Genomic DNA, 18076 nt, shown 5'->3' with positions numbered 1-18076 from the left:
CATACCCACTTTTCTGTAATGTTTTTGAGTTCATTGCGCTCCTCGTCCGTCAATCTGACCTTGTATTTCAATAGGGGCATAGCAACCTCCTTTCTGAAGATTACTATACCGCTATTTTAGCGTCAATGCAAGTGTGACATGACAATAGTCGATAATACCTAAGAAACCTCTGATCAAGTCCGCCGAAGAATCAATTCAGCGGAATTCCCTCCATCGAATAACGTCGGAGTGTGGCTTTTCGGTGGTTCTGCCCTCTGAATAACCCCTTTTCGGGGGATTTCCGGGATTTCGGGCAGACTAATCCCTCATCAGTAACAAATCCTTGCGAACCAGATACAAGTTGGCCAAGGCAAACAGACTAAACACCTGAGCCGCATTTTTTGCCAGACCTTTGTATCTCACCTTCCGGTAACCCCACAGATGCTTGACCACCAGAAAGATATGTTCCCCTTTGGCCCGTGTTCGATGCTGCTCGCGATTCCAGTCATGGTCAACGGGTGTCAGCGGATGCCCTGGGCTACCTTTACGATCAATGTGCCACTCGATCCCTTGGGATTCAAACTCCTGGCTTTTCCCAATATTCGAATAAGCCTTGTCTCCATAAACGGCCCTTTCCTCCCCGTGGAGCAGATCATCCATCGCTTGTGAATCGTGTACCGCGGCATGGGTTACCACAATGCTGTGAGCCAATCCCCGCCGGGTGTCCGTTCCTACATGGGCCTTCATCCCAAAATACCACTGGTTCCCTTTCTTCGTTTGCTTCATCTCCGGGTCCCGCGTTCGGGTTTCGTTCTTCGTCGAGGGAGGTGCGTTGATGATAGTGGCATCCACAGTCGTTCCCTCGCGCAACAGGAGTCCCTTATCAGCCAGATACCCTTTTGTCTTATCGAATATCTTCTCGGTCAGCCCATTCTCTTCCAGGTAATGCCGAAAGTTCAGAATGGTGGTTTCATCCGGTATCACATCGGCTTCCAGATCGATCCGGGCAAAGCGTCTCATCGATTCGATATCATAAAGCGAATCTTCCATCGCCGGATCGGAAAGCCCGTACCATTGCTGCAGAAAGTAAATCCGCAGCATCCGCTCCACCGGCATCGGCTGGCGACCATTGCCTTTCTTCGGATAGCGCTTCCGGACGATCTTCAATAATTCTTCCCAGGGAATCACCCGATCCATCTCTTCCAGAAATTTCTCCCGACGGGTTCTCTTCTTCTTGTTGTCGTAGGCCAAGCTGGCAAAACTGGGTCCATTCATCACGGCAGAACTCCTTGAAGTAATCTGCCATTATTATCGCTTGATTCAGCACTTATTCAGAGATTCCCTAAGTCACAATCGACAGTGCTATCGCCTTTATGTTTTGCTGGTCGTTATTTCAAACTGGTGATGATCTCCCAAAGAACATCAGATCGCTCCCGCCCCATGGCCATCTTAAAGACTCCAATCGGCAAGAACACCGACAATCGATTTCAAAGAGGTGATCTTCTATCGTAAGATGAATGGATGAGGTAATTCAAGTCCGGGTACCCGGTGGAGTCCACGCCAGTTTATGCTATGATGGAATGGACATGGAAAGGCCCTTCATTAACCCGCAAGCAGAGGCTGTGGAACATCTCAAGCGCGCCACTGCTTACAGAGAACAGAATGACCTAGCCAACGCCCTTCTCGAATGCGACCAAGCCGCCCGGCTGGCTCCCGATTGGGCTGACGCCCACTATTTGAGAGGCTTTCTTCTGGAAGCTGCCGGACGAAATGAAGAGGCAAAGGCAGCCTTTCAGCAAGCAGCCCCCCTCGATTCCTCATCTCAGCAACCTCCAGATAAACCGGGAACCCCTTCACGTATTCTGAATGAATGGCAGGTTCCCTGGAGCAACGGTGACGCATGGTGGGGATTGGGGATGGGAATAGCGTTAACCATTATCATTCCCCTGGTTATTGCCATCGCCTTTGTCGGCTTCTCCGAAGACAACGAGATAAACGGTACCTTCCTTAGCATCGTGCTTCCCATAGGAACTCTGCTCTGGTTGGTGCCCGTCTGGTGGTTTGCCATGCACCAGCGCAAAGCAACACTGCCTGACATCGGATTCAGGAGATTCGAAGGCAGCACCCTGGGAATAGGCTGCGGGATGCTCTTCGCCTGCTATATTCTGATGGCAGTTTACTCCGCGATTATCACCAGTGTCTTCAATGTCGAGATGCAACCGGATATGGATCCCCTCTCGGAAGACCTTGCCCTACCGTGGATGCTTCCCCTCACCGCGGTCTTGCTTGCGCCGCTGGCCGAGGAAATCTTTTTCCGGGGATTTCTCTTTGCCGGGCTTCGCCAGCGCTACGGCTGGCTGAAGGCGGCTCTCTTCAGCTCGGCGATCTTCGCCGCCATGCATCTGGAACCCTATGCCCTACCACCCTTGTTCCTGCTGGGCTTTCTGTTTGCCTATCTCTATCACCGCGGAAGGTCCATCTGGATACCGATTTCGATGCACTTCATCGTCAATTCCATTGCCATGATCGGCGAGTTTGCCCTCAAATCCGATTGAAAGGGATATAGGGTGTGCAGAGGGCCTTCCCTCTGCCGGGGTTTTAGGGCCTGCCCTGAGATTGCCGAATGGGATGTCCCCTAATAGGGTACTGAAATAGTCTGACTCACCCCCCTAACCCCCACTCGTTGGGGGAGCTGTAAGGGCACGTTGCAACATGGCCCCTGCGGGACACCCCCAGGCCCCCGGAAGGAGGAATCCTTCACCTCTTTTTCAGCAGCCTGCTAAGTTTGTTTTTCCCCTCTCCCATTTTGGAAGAGGGGATCGAGGGGGTGAGGGCAACTCTTCCCAGGACCTGGGGGCAGATGACCCTCCATCAACCTAAACTCCACAGACTTGGTTTATTCCACAAGCTTGATTGGAACCACTGGCCGGTGTAAACTTCGATTAACCGATGGATATGGATAAGGAAACACCATGAGGATTGCTAGACGCACAGAGGAGATCACCCCCTTCATCGTCATGGAAGTCCTGGAAAAAGCCCATGCCATGGAACGAGAGGGAATCGACGTCATCCACCTGGAGGTAGGCGAACCGGATTTCGATACCCCCCAGTGCATCAAGGATGCCGCTGTGGAAGCCCTTCAAGCAGGACACACCCATTATACGCACAGCCTGGGAACAATCGAACTGAGAGAAGCGATTGCCAGACATTATCACCAGACCTATCAGGTTACGGTGTCTCCCGATCAGATTGTGGTGACGTCGGGGACTTCACCGGCGATGTTTCTCCTGTTTTCGGCGCTGCTGAATCCGGGAGATGAGGTGATCCTCTCCGATCCCCGCTATTCCTGCTATCCCAACTTCATCAAGTTTGTGGAGGGCATTCCGGTGACAGTGCCCGTCTATGAAGAGGACGGCTTTCAATATCGGCCGGAAGAAATCAAAAAGAGAATCACCCCAAAAACACAGGCGATTCTGGTCAACTCCCCGTCAAACCCCACCGGCAATCTTCTCTCCGAGGATCGCCTGCGCGCTATCGCCCGGTTTTCTCCTTACGTGATATCGGACGAGGTCTATCATGGACTGGTGTACGAAGGTAAAGAGCATTCGATTCTGGAGTTCACCGAAAACGCCTTCGTTTTGAACGGCTTTTCCAAGCTTTATGCCATGACCGGCCTGAGACTGGGATACCTGATTGCGCCCCAACCCTTCATCCGAACCATCCAGACCCTCCAGCAGAATTTCCTGATCTCCGCCAATTCGGTGGTCCAGATGGCAGGAATCGCTGCTCTGGAAAAAGCGGGCGACGATGTGGCTCGAATGAAGAGCATCTACAATGAACGCAGAAAATACATGGTCAAACGGCTTAAGGAGATGGGATTCGGCATCACGGTGGAACCTACGGGCGCGTTCTACGTATTTGCCAACGCCAGGCACTTCTCCCCGGATTCCTATAAGCTGGCCTTCGATATTCTGAAAAAGGCCCATGTGGGAGTGACTCCGGGTATCGATTTCGGAAGTAACGGAGAAGGGTATCTCCGATTCTCCTATGCCAATTCCCTGGAAAATATTGCTGAAGGCCTGAACCGCATCGAGAATTACCTTGAAAGGTTCTGATTGAGGTGATCGATCCTCTGGACAAAATCCTCTGCCGGGGTCATAGACCTGTCCTGAATTCGCCTAAGTTCTCGGTTGTCAGTTGCCAGTGTGTGCAGAGGGAAAACCCTCCGCCGGGGTTTTAGGGGTGCCCCCTAAAAATTGTTTTTCTTCCCCCTCTTCCAGAATGGGAGAGGGGGATCGAGGGGGTGAGGGAAACGGCATCCCCCAACGATTGGCAGCAAGGGAATTCAGTTGAAATTTTGAGACAACCTCAATCGCTGAACTCGAGAGATACGCTAAGCCCGAGAAACAGGGCGATTCCTGTGTTATAATGGCAGCAAACCCGGTATGAAAGGCAGCTAATCGATGGATGTTACCACACTCAGCTTCTGGGAGATGATCGGCGTAGCCGTGCTGTGCGGAGGGGCCATCGGTCTGGAGCGGCAGATACGGGGCAAGCCTGCCGGCATCCGGACCAGTATTCTCATCTGCCTGGGGACGAGTTTGTTTATTTCCCTTGGCATCGATGCGGTGGGAGAGAATACGGATACCACCCGAGTGCTGGGCCAGGTCATCACCGGCATCGGATTTCTGGGAGGCGGTGTCATCATTGCCCGCGAAGGCAGGATCGAAGGAGCCACATCGGCAGCGGTGATATGGGTTTTGGCGGCCATCGGCGCGGTGATCGGATTCGAAAAATATGCCGAAGCAATGGTTCTGGCTTTTCTAACCGTGTCTGTTCTGGTTGGGCTGGGGATACTGGAAGGCAAATATCGCATTTTGCGCAAGGGAGTACACGCCCGACGCAAGGACCAGCAAGACCTGGATCGCCCCTGCTGATGCAGATAAACTGGAGAAGTGATTTCACTTCGAAGTCAGAAGAGCCTGACAATTCAGCCAAAGACAACCGTTGACTTATCCATCCTCAACAAGGCGGTCAGACATGTTCCATTCTCTCATCGAAACCCGGAGGAGCATTCGAAAATTCCTGAAAAAGCCAGTGGAACCGGAGAAGATAGAAAAACTGGTAGAAACGGCGCTACGGGCTCCATCCTCTCACGACCGCAACCCGTGGGAATTCATTGTAGTCACCGATCCTCAACTCATGGAGAAACTTTCGCACGCCAAGGAGCACGGTTCGGATTTCCTGAAAGGTGCTCCGCTGGGGATTGTGGTGCTGGCCGACCCTGCCAAGTGTGACGTCTGGATCGAGGATGCCTCCATCGCTTCCACTTTTATTCTGCTGGCCGCTCACGATATGGGACTGGGTGGATGCTGGATTCAGATTCGGGAACGTGTCCACAATCAGGAGAAATCGGCCGAAGAGTATGTACGAGACGTTTTGCACATCCCACCCAATTTGAAGGTGGAATCGATGATCGCCATCGGCTATCCGGACGAGAAGAAGCGGCCTCACCCCAGAGAAACTCTGCAATTTGAAAAGGTCCATCGGAATGGGTATGGGCAGCCCTGACCGACCTCAGTTAAGGTGACCTTCAGGCCCGAATCTCAACGCCGCAACGTCGGAGATGATATGATCGAGAACACTGTGCCTCATCCTCTGAAACCCCTCAAATGGTACAAGGAGTTGGATACCAAAAAAGGCCGGATCGAGGCCGGGGCCTTTCTTGTCGAAGGGAGACGGGCCATCGAACAGATCATTCAGGCCCACCCCAACGAGATACTGGAAATCTTGGCCACAGAGGAAACAGCAGCAGCCTATCACAAATACCCCGTCCGTATAGTCACTGAGAGCCAATTCCACTCCATCTCTTCCTCCAAGACACCTCAGGGAATACTGGCCGTGGTTCGCTTACCCGCCGATATCTACTCCGATAACCTGCCCCGGGAAGTCGGCACGAAAATCCTGCTGCTGGAAGATATTCAGGACCCCGGCAATGTAGGGACCCTCATCCGCACTGCCGCCGCCTTTGGGTTTTCCGGGATCATCCTGACGAAGAAATCGGCCGATGCTCTATCTCCCAAGTGCGTTCAATCCGCTGCCGGATCGGTGCTATCGGTCTGGATCAGGAGAACCCCTCATTACCTCGAACTCGCCCGAACCCTTCAACAGAACGGATTTCAGATTGTTGCCGCCGATCTTCAAGGGGGCAATTCCCCGTCGCTTTTGGGTTCGCAGGTGAAACTTCTATTGGCGCTGGGGAACGAGGCATCCGGCCTTTCGCCATCGATACTGGAAATGGCCGACTCCCGCGTGAAGGTTCCCATCGACCGGGAGAAGGCAGAGTCCCTCAACGTGGCAGCCTGCGGCGCGATTTGCATGTATTTGAGTTCCGTTGTTCGCTAAGAGGCCAGGAAAGACAAAATACAGCCCACCAGGCAAGAAAGAAACCAACCCCGAGATCGACAGCCCTCAAACAAAGCTTCAAGGCGCCACAACCGAATGCCTCTGGATGTTTTGCCAGCGCAGCAACCCCCACATGTCTTTGCCAAAGATCATAGTGCCACGGGTAAAGCTTCGCATTAGGACTCGTGCAATTACCCACTTTCTGCGAGGATACTAACCAGGCTTCATATCACAGATAGCCCACTTTTCCGCTTTTCATTCCGACCAAATCCCTCTCAATAGACTGGGGCTTCAATGAACCTGATATATCCCAGACTACCAGTCCCCATCTCGGGATACATGCACTCAGTCCGCCGCAAGTCTCCCTGAAGTCTCGAAAAGCACCCGGACTAATTTACCCAATCACCCTGGACTGTACTACCTCAAATAGTGCCCAAACACAGATACAAAATCGCCCCCGCATGGAAAGTCCTTCTCGAATATGCAGGTTTGGACTCTTGACAGTCCTCAATTTCAGTGGTATACTGCCTGCACGGACTTGGCATTGAGTTAAGTCCCCAAGAGTCCAGAGAGGAGACAGGGTATGGTTAGAACGGCAAGAACAGGCGAACAGGGTCCCACCCTGCCATATGGCCCCACCAGAGGCATGTTGCAAGCACTGCAACTTATGCGAAGAACTACGCCCTCAAAAATCGATGGCAGTTTCCTGAGAACCAACAAGATCGCTCCCGGAAATGAATATAAGGTAGTGGGAGCCCTCAGGTTTCTTGACATCATTGACGATGACGGACGGCCCACGGAGAAAAGTCGCCTCCTGAAAACCAAGGGCGTCGCTTTTACGTCCGCCCTCCAGGATATCGTCCGAGGCGCATACAAGAACTTGTTCCAGCACCTTAACGGCAATGGGCATTCCCAGGAAGACATCTACAATTACTTTGTCACCAAAGAAGGGCTAGGACCGGAGATGGCGACCAAGACAACCCGTTTCTTCATCCAACTGTGCCAGATGGCAGAAATCGATCTTGGAGTCTACGGCAAAGAGCAACCATCAAACGGGATAAACGGCACAAAGAAAATTACAAATGGCCATCGCAAGACTGCGGGACAATATCCGCAGATGGCTCAGATGGGAGCCCCGGGCCAGATGCCCTTTGTTTTGACCATCACTCCGGAGTTAGCAGCAATGGATACTAACCAACTGGCAGATTTCTTCAAGAAGTTAAGAGTCGCTCTGGCTAAGGCCAGTGAGGATTGATTCTCTCGCAAGAGCATCATCAGAGGAATATAGGAGGCATATAATGAAAAAGAACACCTGTAAATCCGATAGCGAATTAGCGTGGGAATTTATATGGGCCGAGTTGGCGCGTCAGTATCACGAACCACAGGCGATACTGGCCAGGCTTGCGGGCAACGCAGCATACGAACCGAGCAGTTCCTGAAAATGACAATTGCAGGAACTGCTTTGCCTGGAGCCCTATTTCCATTAACTGCTAGACATACGGGCCAGGGGATAGTCTCCCCTGGCCGTTGTTTACTACAGACGGAATACGGGCCTTCAAACAACACTCCGGTTCCCTCATGAAAGCAGGGACTGCTTCGGCTAAAGTCAGAGGGATTTGATTCTCTTCCCCTGGCATCCCCCACAATACGCACTTCTCAACATTAGTATTATGTCAACAGTAAAATACTGGGTTGGTTTTAACAGGATACCGGGCATCGGCCGGGCTCGATTTGGCCGACTGATCGACTATTTTGGCAATCTGGAGACTGCCTGGCATGCCACGCCTTCAGAACTGGCCGCTGCCGGACTTGACAACAGATCACTACAAGCTATAGTGACTCACCGACCCCGGATCGACCTCGACGCCGAGATGGAGAAACTGGATCGATACAAGGTCTCGGCACTAACTAGAGACAACCCCTCTTTCCCTAAAAGGCTCAAGGAGATATATGATGCCCCACCCGTGCTGTACGTTCGAGGAAAACTGATTCCTGAGGACGAATGGGCTCTGGCTGTAGTTGGCACCCGGCATGCCACAATGTACGGTCGAGAGGTCACCCAACGGCTGGTCACCGATTTGGCAGCCAACCATTTCACCATTGTGAGCGGTCTGGCAAGGGGCATCGACACTATTGCTCATCGTGCAGCCTTGCAAGCCGGAGGGCGAACCATCGCCGTTTTCGCTTGCGGATTGGATACGATCTACCCGCCAGAAAATCAAAGGCTGGCTGAAGAGATCACAGAACACGGCGCACTGGTAAGCGATTATCCGCTGGGAATCAAGCCCAGAGCCGAAAATTTCCCGCAACGCAATCGCATCATGAGCGGACTGAGCCTGGGAGTCCTGGTCACCGAATCGATGGAAAGCGGCGGCGCGATGATTACAGCAAATCTGGCGCTCCAGCAAGACCGCGAAGTCTTTGCTGTGCCGGGAAGCATTCTTTCTCCAGCCAGTCGGGGGACAAACAGCCTGATTCGGGCCGGAGCCAAGGCCGTATCAGAGGTGAACGATATACTGGAAGAGCTCAACTTGAGCATGGCCCCACAGCAACTGGGATTCGCGGATATCCACCAATCGCTTCCCGAAAATACGACTGAACTGATGCTTCTGGAACACTTATCATCAGGACCGTTCCATATCGACGAGTTATGTCACCTTACCCGCCTACCTGTACCCACTGTGAGCAGCACCTTGACAATCATGGAGCTTAAGGGTATGGTTAAACACTTGGGGAATATGAATTATGGAATGGTACCAGGAGCCGGATTGAACTAATGACAAAGAAACTGGTAATCGTAGAATCACCTGCAAAAGCGCGAACCATGAGCCGCATGCTAAAAGACGGCTATACGATAAAAGCTACCATGGGACACGTCCGGGACCTGCCGGAAAAGAAACTGGGAGTTGATGTTGAAAACGGGTTTTCCCCCGAATACGTGGTTCCCAGAAACAAAACCAAGGTCATCAAAGAGATCAAAGCCGCCGCCAAGGATGCCTCGATCATCTATCTGGCCACCGACCCTGACCGCGAGGGAGAAGCCATATCCTGGCACCTGGTCCAGGCGGCCAAACTGCAAAACATACCCGCCAAACGGGTGGTGTTCCATGAGATTACCCAGGATGCCATCACTGAGGCGTTCAAGCATCCCAAGAATATCAACATGAAGCTGGTGGACGCCCAGCAAACCCGGAGAATCCTCGACCGACTGGTGGGCTACAAAATCAGCCCCATCCTCTGGCGCAAGGTGAGGAAGGGGCTCTCCGCCGGGAGGGTCCAATCTGTGACGGTGAGGATGATCGTGGAACGGGAGAGGGAAATCGAAGGGTTCGTTTCTGTCGAATACTGGACGATCGAAGCCGAACTCAAGAAGAAAAGCGATAAGAAGTTCCGGGCACTCTTGATCGGTTCAGGCGGAAGCAAGAAGATTTCGATCACCGATCAGGAAGAAGCCGAAAAGATTAGCGCCGACCTGAAAGTTGCCAAGTACACAGTGGCCAGTGTACAACAGAAATCATCACCGCGCCAGCCGGTTGCCCCATTCATCACCAGCACCCTGCAGCAGGAAGCCTGGCGCAAGCTCCGTTTCAGCGCCAAGCGGACGATGGCTGTGGCGCAGGGCCTTTATGAAGGCGTCGATATCGGCGAAGCGGAGCCGGTGGGACTGATCACCTACATGCGTACCGATTCCACCAATGTGGCCGTCCAGGCGCTGACAGAGACAAGAGACTACGTCGCCGAGAAATACGGCCCAAACTTTGTCCCCAAATCGCCCCGCATCTTCAAAAAGAAGGTCAAGGGAGCCCAGGAAGCCCATGAAGCCATCCGCCCCACTTCGACCCGGAGAGAACCGGCGATGCTGAAAGAGCACCTGAGCGCCGAACAATTCAGACTTTATGATCTGATATGGAAACGGATGGTCGCCAGCCAGATGGAGGCCTCCATTTTTGATAACGTCACGGTGGATATCGATGCGGCCGCCAAATCGAAGAAATATCTCCTCCGGGCCACCACTTCAACACTGGCGTTCCCGGGATTTCTTATCCTTTACAGCGAAGGAAGCGATAGCGACGAGAACGGCAATGGCAAAGCCACTCTACCTGAGCTGGCCAAAGGAGACGCGCTCGACCTCATCAAGCTTTTTCCCGAACAGCATTTCACCAAACCGCCCTCGCGCTATACCGAGGCCACGCTGATCAAGGCGCTGGAAGAGAATGGCATCGGCCGGCCCAGCACTTACGCCCCGACCCTCTCCACCATCCAGGACCGCGACTATGTGGAGAAGGAAAAGGGGAATTTCAAACCCAAGGAGATGGGATTTATCGTCACCGATCTGCTGGTGGACCATTTCCCCCAGATCGTCGATATTTCCTTCACCGCCCAGATGGAGGAAAGTCTGGATCAGATCGCCGAGGGAGAACTGGAGTGGATTCCCACACTGAAAGCATTCTATGACCCATTCGCTGAAACGGTTGAGAAGGCCATTGCCGAGATGCCCAAGATGAAACCGGCCGATGAACCCACCGACGAGGTTTGCGAAAAATGCGGCAGCCCGATGGTGATCAAGCAGGGCCGGTACGGGAAGTTCCTCTCCTGCAGCAAATACCCGGAGTGCAAGAACGCCAAACCCCTTCCGAGTGAAATCGAGGCCAAGTGTCCCCGATGCGGATCGAATCTGGTGGAGCGGCGCACCAAGAGAAAGCGCGTTTTCTACGGTTGCAGCGCTTATCCCAAATGCGATTTCGCCAGTTGGAACAAACCCCTTCCAGTTCCCTGTCCCGAATGCGGCGGGCTGCTTGTTTCGAAAGGCAAAGACTCCGCCAAGTGCCAGAAGTGCAATTGGGAGGGGAGCGTAGAGGAGCTGGGCCAGGGAGAGAAAGAGGGGACTGTTTAGTTATTGGCTAACCGGCTGGCTGGTTTCCGATTCAACCGGAACCAGAGGCACCTCAATCACCTTCCCATCCGGTCCAAGAACTCTGGTCCCGTCTTCTTTTATTTCGCTGCCCACGCTGACCAGGACTTTCAGAGTATCTTCAGGCGGCTTTCCTTTTGAATGCAATCCAACGATTACACTGCCGCGGCCCCCACTTTGTAAGATGAGGAACGTCAGTGTGGCTTGTGCCAATTTCCATCCTCTAGCTCTGTTCAGGCTCAATCCTCTAAATATTGAGGCCAGCCTATCTGGACACCTCTTTTCTTAAGCTTGGGAATGTATTCAGTTATGGACCTCACACTCAACGGGTTTCCGGCGAGCTGCAAAGTGCCACCGCTAAATCCAGCATTCTGTACCAGCGGTGAGATATCCCGTATTTCATTGTTATATAGATCGATAATGCCTAGATTTTCAAGACCTGAAAGAACTGAAATATTGGTTATCTGGTTTGCCTTGAGATCAAGTTGCGATAGAGCTTTAAGATTCGATAAAGCGGAGATATCGCTGATCTGGTTTGTCCCTAAGCACAACTGATCCAATTCGGTAAGGCCGGAAAGCGGGGAGATATCCTTTATCTGGTTATTTCCCAATTGCAGCCAGGTGAGCGATGTGAGCTTGGAGAGGGCAGAGATATCTTCTATTTTGTTTTCGCCTAAATCGATGTAATTGATATTAGTCAAATCACGAAGAGGTGTTATATTGGATATGCCATTACCGTGGAACTGTATCTCTTGCAGGTTTACGAGCTTTGAGAGCGGGGAAAGATCTCTTACGCTGTTGTACCAGCAATCTAGACCTTGCAGATGGGTTAGGTTGGCAAGTGGAGAGATATCCCATATTTCATTTGCATCTAGTTGCAGAAATGACAGATTGGAAAGGCTTGAAAGCGGCGATAGATCGGATATGTGGTTGCAACGCAGGAAGAGTTCGGTCAGCTCAGTGAGGTGAGATATTACGGATATGTCGCTGATATTGTTCCCGCCCAAACCCAGACTGGTCAGATTGCTTAGCCCAGCGAGTGCTGTGATATCCTCTATTTCATTAACCCCGAGGTTTAGTTCTCTCAAGTTAACGAGTTTGGAAAGAGGAGTAAGGTCGGAGATACAGTTGGAATCAAGATTCAGGCTGGTCAGGTTGGTGCAATATTCTAATCCGTCCAGTTTGAGGATTCTACGAGGAGGGTATGATAGGGTTGAGGCTAAATTGAGGCTTGTCAGTCGTTCCAGATCGGCCGGAAGGATTTCTCCACTCGGCTTATTGATTTGCTGGCGGATGAGCGCCTCAAGGTTAGGATCAGGGAAATACACTCCGGAGACAGGAATGGAAGTATTTGGCACAAAATCAGGGCATGATCCTAATACTCCAGATGAACAAAACCAATCATTCGCCGTCGGTGCAGGTGAGGGATTATTGTTTTCGGCGCAAGCGCCAACAGTTATGCAGGATATCAGCAGAAGTAATACCAGAAACCGCATTTCTCCTCCTTAAGTCAAGCGCAACAAGAGGAAGCGCAGTGAAATACTGCGCTTCCTCCATTGCCCCGCCCCCTCTCCTCATACTATTTAGCTATGGACTATGGAACGTAGACAAACTCTGCAATACCATTGGATTGCAAAAAATGACCGTCAAATTGGACTCCACCCCAGTAATTCTGAAAATTCATGTACCCGGTGTGTTGACATCCGTGCGTTAACGCGTGCTCGATAAAGTATCCCGCGGCATTTTCACTCCATCCAGCCTGAGCACTTTTGTCGATATGTGTTGTGCCAATGATGTATTGCCCCATCAAAAAACTTTCATAGTTGTAGTCAGGGGGATTGTGCGCATAAAGTCTTAAATGGTATCTCTCATTGCCATAGGGATAATAGCCAGGTACGCCTGTCGTTCCAATATCCTGATCCTCCCTCCAACCATCATAATCATAATCAAGATCATAGGAATTCAAGTATTTTGTCTGGTGAGGACAAGGAGGGAACAGTTGGTCACAGGGACCCCAATACATGTTCTTAACTTTGGTAATAGTAGCATTACCCCAAAACACGAGCGTCACCGGCATGTCAATGTCTGTAAGAGGTGGTGGAGGGTTATACGATTGGTCATAATCATGATTATAAGTGTAATCACTGCCGATGGCTATTGATTGATATTGATAGGATGGGATAAGTAGCTATGGCTAGACTCTCTTGAGCCTCGCGAACTTCCTTTGGAAGCGGCGCGAATGATAAAGGTGTGATATTGACAACTGTTCCTTTACTTTTATTGAAATCGACCAGAATATGGAGTTGCCTGAACTCGTCTTTTTCCCATTTGCGATATTGAAGGTATTCGCCTTTGGCAAACGTTGCCAGTTCGCTAGCTGTATATGCTTCTCCTCTATATTCGCGTTCTTCGTCATCCCTGTACTCGGCGATGGGCCATTCTCTTTCCTGAACGACTGGCTCGCTAAAAGCTATGTCGATGTATCCGCCAATCTTTTCAAGGTTTGTACTGTGAATCCAGACTCCGGTATTGATCGTTTCATATGATCTGTTTCCAATGATATCTGCCACATCTTTGTCTGAAAAGACAATCTTTATAAGGCGCTCTTTCTCTTCATCAGTGAGCTGGGGGATTTTGAATACTGTGATATCGTTGGATTCGCTTGGTGGCTGAGCAAAGGCGCTACCAGCGGGAATAGTCACCAGAACCAAACACAAAACCAAAATCACCATAGACCTTAGCATTTTAGCCTCCATTCCTCTTTCTATTTTGGGTACAATGTCTTCTTCTTTCCCTTCTGCTTTCCAGATTTAATCCATTACCTCTATTCTTCGTTCAAATGGGCCCATTTGCACTTAGCCTACCACACCAGAGACCTGTTGTATACTGTCATTTTTGGCAGGTTCCCCTACCAGTTTTGGCAAGTGATACTGCCGGTATTGGCAGGTTATGTCTGGGGATACCGGGACAAGAAAAAGGTGAGAGATCAGTTTGTTAGTCTCTCCGGTCAAAGAGGGCCCGGATGATGGCTTCGGTGCGGGTGGCAACGCCCAGTTTATCCAGAATGTGCCGCAAGTGGAAACGAACAGTCCGCTCGCTGATGCCCAACGATTGGGCAATCTCTGTATTAGACAATCCCCTGCCCATCAGACAGAAGATTTTTTGCTCTCTGGGAGTAAATCCGCCGGGAGCCAAGGCAACAGGCTGGGTGAAGGCCACTTCCTGAAGCATCTTATCGGCGATGCACTGGCTCAGCCAGTAGCCGCCCTCGATCACAGCAATGGCCGCATGATATATAGAGGAAACATCCTCATCCACCACGTAACTTCTAAGCCCGGCTCTGAACAGTTGAGGGAGTGTACCCGGAACACCGGGCTCGGGGGCAACCAGGAGCTTGCGGGTGCCGGGGAAGCGTTGGGACAACGTCTCCAGCAAAGAGATTAGCTCTATGCCACATTCCGGTAAACTCAAGATGAGAAGGTCCGGGGCCAATCTCTCAAGCTCCTGAAGAATACTTTCGTACTCTTCAGCCTCCCATACCACTTCAAGTCTCCCAGAGAACTCACTGAGAGCTTCACATATCCCCCTTCTAAATAGGGGGTTAGGGCCTGTAATCGCCACTGTGGGCAATTGATGTTTAGCCATGACTATTTATACCACACATCAGAGAATTCGCCATAGGCTAAAAGGCCCTGGTAATGATAGGCCATAGTCTCTCATGCAACAAGCAAGGCAGGCCAGCCAAGTGCCAGAAGTGCGATTGGGAGGGGAGCGTAGAGGAGTTGGGGGAGAAGGAAAAAGAGTCGGCGACAGGTTGAATCAGTAAACCACCAGCTTTCAGCTCATGATATCAACGTGGACGGTAGTCTCCATAATCTAACTGCCAAAACAATACATTTTCTGTATCGCTCGCGGTTCAGAACGAATATCCGCGAATCTGGATATTTTGTTCTGAACACAGCGTTAGTTGCCTCTCAAATCAACCTTGATCAGATAAATGCTGAACTGTCCTCCGGAGGAATTGGAGTTCGTGTCTCCTGCGACGATGTAGCCTCCATCTGCAGTTTGGTGGACTGACATTACCCCATTTATATATGAGCCGCCGAAAGTTCTGCTCCACTCCTCGTTACCTTCAGCAGTCAACTTAATAAGATAAGCATCACACATGACCGCGCCATACGATACGGTTGCTCCCGCAATAACATAGCCATTATCCGAGGTCTGTTCCACTGAAAATCCGTAGTCATTATCCGAGCCGCCAAACTTCTTGCTCCATTCTCCTGTGCCTTCCCGATTCACTTTCACAACCCGAATATCATTATCGCCCATCCCCTCAGAATTAGTGTCTCTGATAACGATATGCCCGCCGTCTGATGTCCGCCTGACAGAGACTACGTCCCCGTTGTCGGCGCCGAATGTCATCTTATCCGTTTGGATACCTCTGCTGTCGATTTCGATCACAGTGATATCATCCCAGTCACCCCTCAGTTCGCCTTCAGGGGCTCCCAGCGTACTGTGACTCGTCCTTCCGATGACGGTATAGCCGTCATCGCTTTTGGCCTGTACCGAGATGCCAAAACTAATGCCGTCATTGGAGTATGTTCTATCCCACTGCACATTGCCGCTCGAATCGGTCTTGATGACATAGACATCAGCCCCCCATTGATTCCCTGTAAAACCCGCAATAATGTAGCCTCCGTCGGAGGTTTGCTGCAGCGACTCATCACCACCCCATCCAGCATCCCGTGTCGCGCTGGAGCCACCAAATACCTTGCTCCACTCCTTGCGACCTTCTGAATCTGTCTTGATGAGATAGATAGCGGGCCTTACGTTCGCAATGGTTCCCCCCAGAACATAACCGCCGTCCGCAGTCTGCCCGACCGATAATGCAGCGCCATATTCTAAGCCTTCAAAAGTATTGCTCCATTCCTCGTTGCCCGCAGCATCCGTCTTCAACAGGCAGACACCATCCTCTGCGCCGATATCGGAGACGGTCGATCCTGCAATGACATACCCACCGTCGTGAGTCTGTCGCACCGTCTTAGCCTTCTGCCCTTTGGGACCGCTGAATACCTTTTGCCAACTGGATCCGTCACCTCCAGCGCCTGTCTGACCGTCATATTTGAAGGGCACATGCACCGGAGGGTTACCATCATTCCCATCCTCGCAACCGCTGAGAATCACTAACAAAAGGAGCAATAGTACCGCCGAGACAGTCAAAGACATCCCTCTCGTATTCACTGTCGCTTCTCCCAATTTGAAATGCTCATAACAAATCTTTACGTCAAAGCATCTGTATCATGCTGACAGCAAGCCGGAGTGAGAGTTCCCGCCTGCGGGCGGGAACTCTCACTCTACAACCATGTCACAATGCAGTTATCAAGAGCATTACTCTTGAAACCAGAATACCCACATCATAGGAGCGTTAGCCCACCAATTGACAAAGTCAATGCGGCTATACGGCGGGTTGGGATAAGCAGGAATCGAATAATTGGAGTTCGGATTGTGAACCTGCATCCATCTCTGCGAAAGTTCAGTAGGATGGTGTTGGTACCCTGTTATCGCACAGTAGTGCCAGCTTTGCGCATAGGGGCTATCATATCTAAATAGGACTCCCACCCCATCTTGCACATCTATGGCAGACTTTATGTATAGCCACTGCGTTATCGGATCTATGGGGCTCGCCCAAGGAAAGTCAAAATTGTTATACCCCTTGCTTTGAGCGTAATCCTCCCAACCACCCATGAAATTCCATTGGGTCGTACCCATTGATCCGGTACCCATTTCATTATAGAGGGCATGATGGGCCACATGCAATCCGGGCCAGTTGGCATTGGCCTCCGCGAAGTTGGTGTACCCTTTCAGGTAATACCATGCGGCAATCATAACGCCGGTGGCCGGACCGCAATCATTTTGGACGTTCTTACCACATGAAGGAACGGGGCATATATCGTTATTCTGCATGGGATTCCATGAACAATCGATCTGATTTTTCCATGGAAAACCATTCAGGTAGTTCTGACTTAACGTCAGACCATCCGCGCCTTTGGTAGTTGGGTATTCATCAAAAGGCATCATTTTTGATTGCATGTCTTTAGTTCGGACCGCGTACCCCAAATCAAGATTGATCCCAACTGATTCTCCAGTAAATTCGATTATCGCAAAGGGTAGGGTGTATCCCAGATAGACCAGCCTTTCGGGCTTTGGAAGTTCTACAACCTTTGCTGAGACTTTCAAGTCCCGCTCCATCATGACCATGAACTCATCAGCACTCGGTAAAGCATATGGAGCACCTGTGCCCGATTCTAGAATAGTGTAATTGTAGAGCGCGCTTCCAGCCAGAACGTGGCCAACAACCACACCATCTTTGCTTATGGCAAACATGTAAGCAATCAGATTGCCTTTCAGATCATAGTAGGGTTGGGGAGACACCAATTCGGCTGACTGCCAAGCTGCAAAAGCACTGTCACCCTTTTCTATTGCAATTGCAGCCATATGGGCACGGCTGGCATCCATAGCATATTGGATATCGCTATCTACTGTGCTGACATCGCTACCCTCTGCATAAGCAAGAATCGGAGTCAGCACTACAACAATCAGAAACAATACTAACCAGTATTTCCTTTTCATTTTGCTTTTTTCTCCTTTCCTATTGGAGGCTGTTTAGTTTTGATTTCAGCCTCGACTTTGACTGATTTTGTAATGCCTTCACCCCCACGTATCTGGTAGAATCAACTCAGATTCAGATTGAGGGGGAGAATCCTCCATGAGAACAGCCAA

Annotated in this window: 18 protein-coding genes; 10 read left to right on the top strand and 8 right to left on the bottom strand. The window is 51.1% G+C overall.

Translation table 11 applies throughout. The features are described 5' to 3' along the window. Positions 1-297: 297 nt before the first annotated feature. Positions 298-1254 carry an IS5 family transposase gene (locus tag PHV74_09240; protein MDD5094547.1) on the bottom strand — a complete coding sequence of 319 codons (957 nt, stop codon included), beginning with the start codon at positions 1252-1254 and terminating at the stop codon, positions 298-300. Between the two features lie 242 nt (positions 1255-1496). Here PHV74_09240 and PHV74_09235 point away from each other — a divergent pair, with 242 nt between their 5' ends. The 9 genes from PHV74_09235 to topA all read left to right on the top strand — a co-directional run bounded on the left by PHV74_09235 (position 1497) and on the right by topA (position 11278). Next, positions 1497-2534 carry a CPBP family glutamic-type intramembrane protease gene (locus tag PHV74_09235; GenBank protein MDD5094546.1) on the top strand — a complete coding sequence of 346 codons (1038 nt, stop codon included), beginning with the start codon at positions 1497-1499 and terminating at the stop codon, positions 2532-2534. Positions 2535-2951: 417 nt separating this feature from the next. Next, positions 2952-4094, top strand: a complete 1143-nt coding sequence (locus tag PHV74_09230; protein ID MDD5094545.1) for a pyridoxal phosphate-dependent aminotransferase — start codon at positions 2952-2954, stop codon at positions 4092-4094. Positions 4095-4442: 348 nt separating this feature from the next. Beyond that, entirely contained in the window at positions 4443-4916 is a 474-nt protein-coding gene (locus PHV74_09225) for an MgtC/SapB family protein (GenBank protein ID MDD5094544.1), read from the top strand. Positions 4917-5019: 103 nt separating this feature from the next. Continuing rightward, a complete protein-coding gene (locus PHV74_09220; protein ID MDD5094543.1) occupies positions 5020-5550 on the top strand; it encodes a nitroreductase family protein in 531 nt (176 codons plus the stop codon). 60 nt (positions 5551-5610) lie between these two features. Then, positions 5611-6384, top strand: coding sequence for an RNA methyltransferase (locus tag PHV74_09215; protein ID MDD5094542.1), 774 nt, complete (start codon positions 5611-5613; stop codon positions 6382-6384). A gap of 583 nt (positions 6385-6967) precedes the next feature. Then, the gene (locus tag PHV74_09210; protein ID MDD5094541.1) at positions 6968-7639 is read left to right on the top strand and encodes a DUF5343 domain-containing protein; all 672 of its coding nucleotides are present in this window, start codon (positions 6968-6970) and stop codon (positions 7637-7639) included. A 43-nt stretch (positions 7640-7682) separates the two neighbouring features. Then, entirely contained in the window at positions 7683-7823 is a 141-nt protein-coding gene (locus tag PHV74_09205) for a hypothetical protein (GenBank protein MDD5094540.1), read from the top strand. A gap of 231 nt (positions 7824-8054) precedes the next feature. After that, positions 8055-9161, top strand: coding sequence for a DNA-processing protein DprA (dprA, locus tag PHV74_09200; GenBank protein MDD5094539.1), 1107 nt, complete (start codon positions 8055-8057; stop codon positions 9159-9161). Beyond that, a complete protein-coding gene (topA, locus tag PHV74_09195) occupies positions 9161-11278 on the top strand; it encodes a type I DNA topoisomerase (GenBank protein MDD5094538.1) in 2118 nt (705 codons plus the stop codon). The genes dprA and topA overlap by 1 nt, the downstream gene beginning before the upstream one ends. Here the strand turns inward: topA and PHV74_09190 are convergent, their stop codons facing one another. Both PHV74_09190 and PHV74_09185 read right to left on the bottom strand, forming a co-directional pair. Beyond that, complete coding sequence (locus tag PHV74_09190) at positions 11279-11509, bottom strand: hypothetical protein (protein ID MDD5094537.1); 231 nt, start codon at positions 11507-11509, stop codon at positions 11279-11281. A gap of 26 nt (positions 11510-11535) precedes the next feature. Next, complete coding sequence (locus PHV74_09185) at positions 11536-12624, bottom strand: leucine-rich repeat domain-containing protein (protein ID MDD5094536.1); 1089 nt, start codon at positions 12622-12624, stop codon at positions 11536-11538. A gap of 13 nt (positions 12625-12637) precedes the next feature. Here PHV74_09185 and PHV74_09180 point away from each other — a divergent pair, with 13 nt between their 5' ends. Next, on the top strand, positions 12638-12805 hold the full coding sequence (locus tag PHV74_09180; protein MDD5094535.1) for a hypothetical protein: 168 nt from the start codon (positions 12638-12640) through the stop codon (positions 12803-12805). Positions 12806-12890: 85 nt separating this feature from the next. Here the strand turns inward: PHV74_09180 and PHV74_09175 are convergent, their stop codons facing one another. From PHV74_09175 to PHV74_09155, 5 genes are all read right to left on the bottom strand, one after another. Next, positions 12891-13373 (bottom strand): hypothetical protein, encoded by a 483-nt coding sequence (locus tag PHV74_09175; protein MDD5094534.1) that lies wholly within the window; start codon positions 13371-13373, stop codon positions 12891-12893. A gap of 64 nt (positions 13374-13437) precedes the next feature. Continuing rightward, a complete protein-coding gene (locus PHV74_09170; GenBank protein ID MDD5094533.1) occupies positions 13438-14052 on the bottom strand; it encodes a hypothetical protein in 615 nt (204 codons plus the stop codon). Positions 14053-14290: 238 nt separating this feature from the next. Then, positions 14291-14839 carry a response regulator transcription factor gene (locus PHV74_09165; GenBank protein ID MDD5094532.1) on the bottom strand — a complete coding sequence of 183 codons (549 nt, stop codon included), beginning with the start codon at positions 14837-14839 and terminating at the stop codon, positions 14291-14293. A gap of 420 nt (positions 14840-15259) precedes the next feature. Beyond that, positions 15260-16537: a hypothetical protein gene (locus PHV74_09160; GenBank protein ID MDD5094531.1), complete on the bottom strand. Its 1278-nt coding sequence runs from the start codon at positions 16535-16537 to the stop codon at positions 15260-15262. Between the two features lie 147 nt (positions 16538-16684). Next, positions 16685-17926 (bottom strand): hypothetical protein, encoded by a 1242-nt coding sequence (locus tag PHV74_09155; GenBank protein MDD5094530.1) that lies wholly within the window; start codon positions 17924-17926, stop codon positions 16685-16687. Positions 17927-18076 lie beyond the last annotated feature (150 nt).

This window comes from Dehalococcoidia bacterium, assembly GCA_028711995.1.
Classification (GTDB): domain Bacteria; phylum Chloroflexota; class Dehalococcoidia; order SZUA-161; family SpSt-899; genus JAQTRE01.
This window is presented reverse-complemented; position numbering and strand designations above follow the sequence as displayed.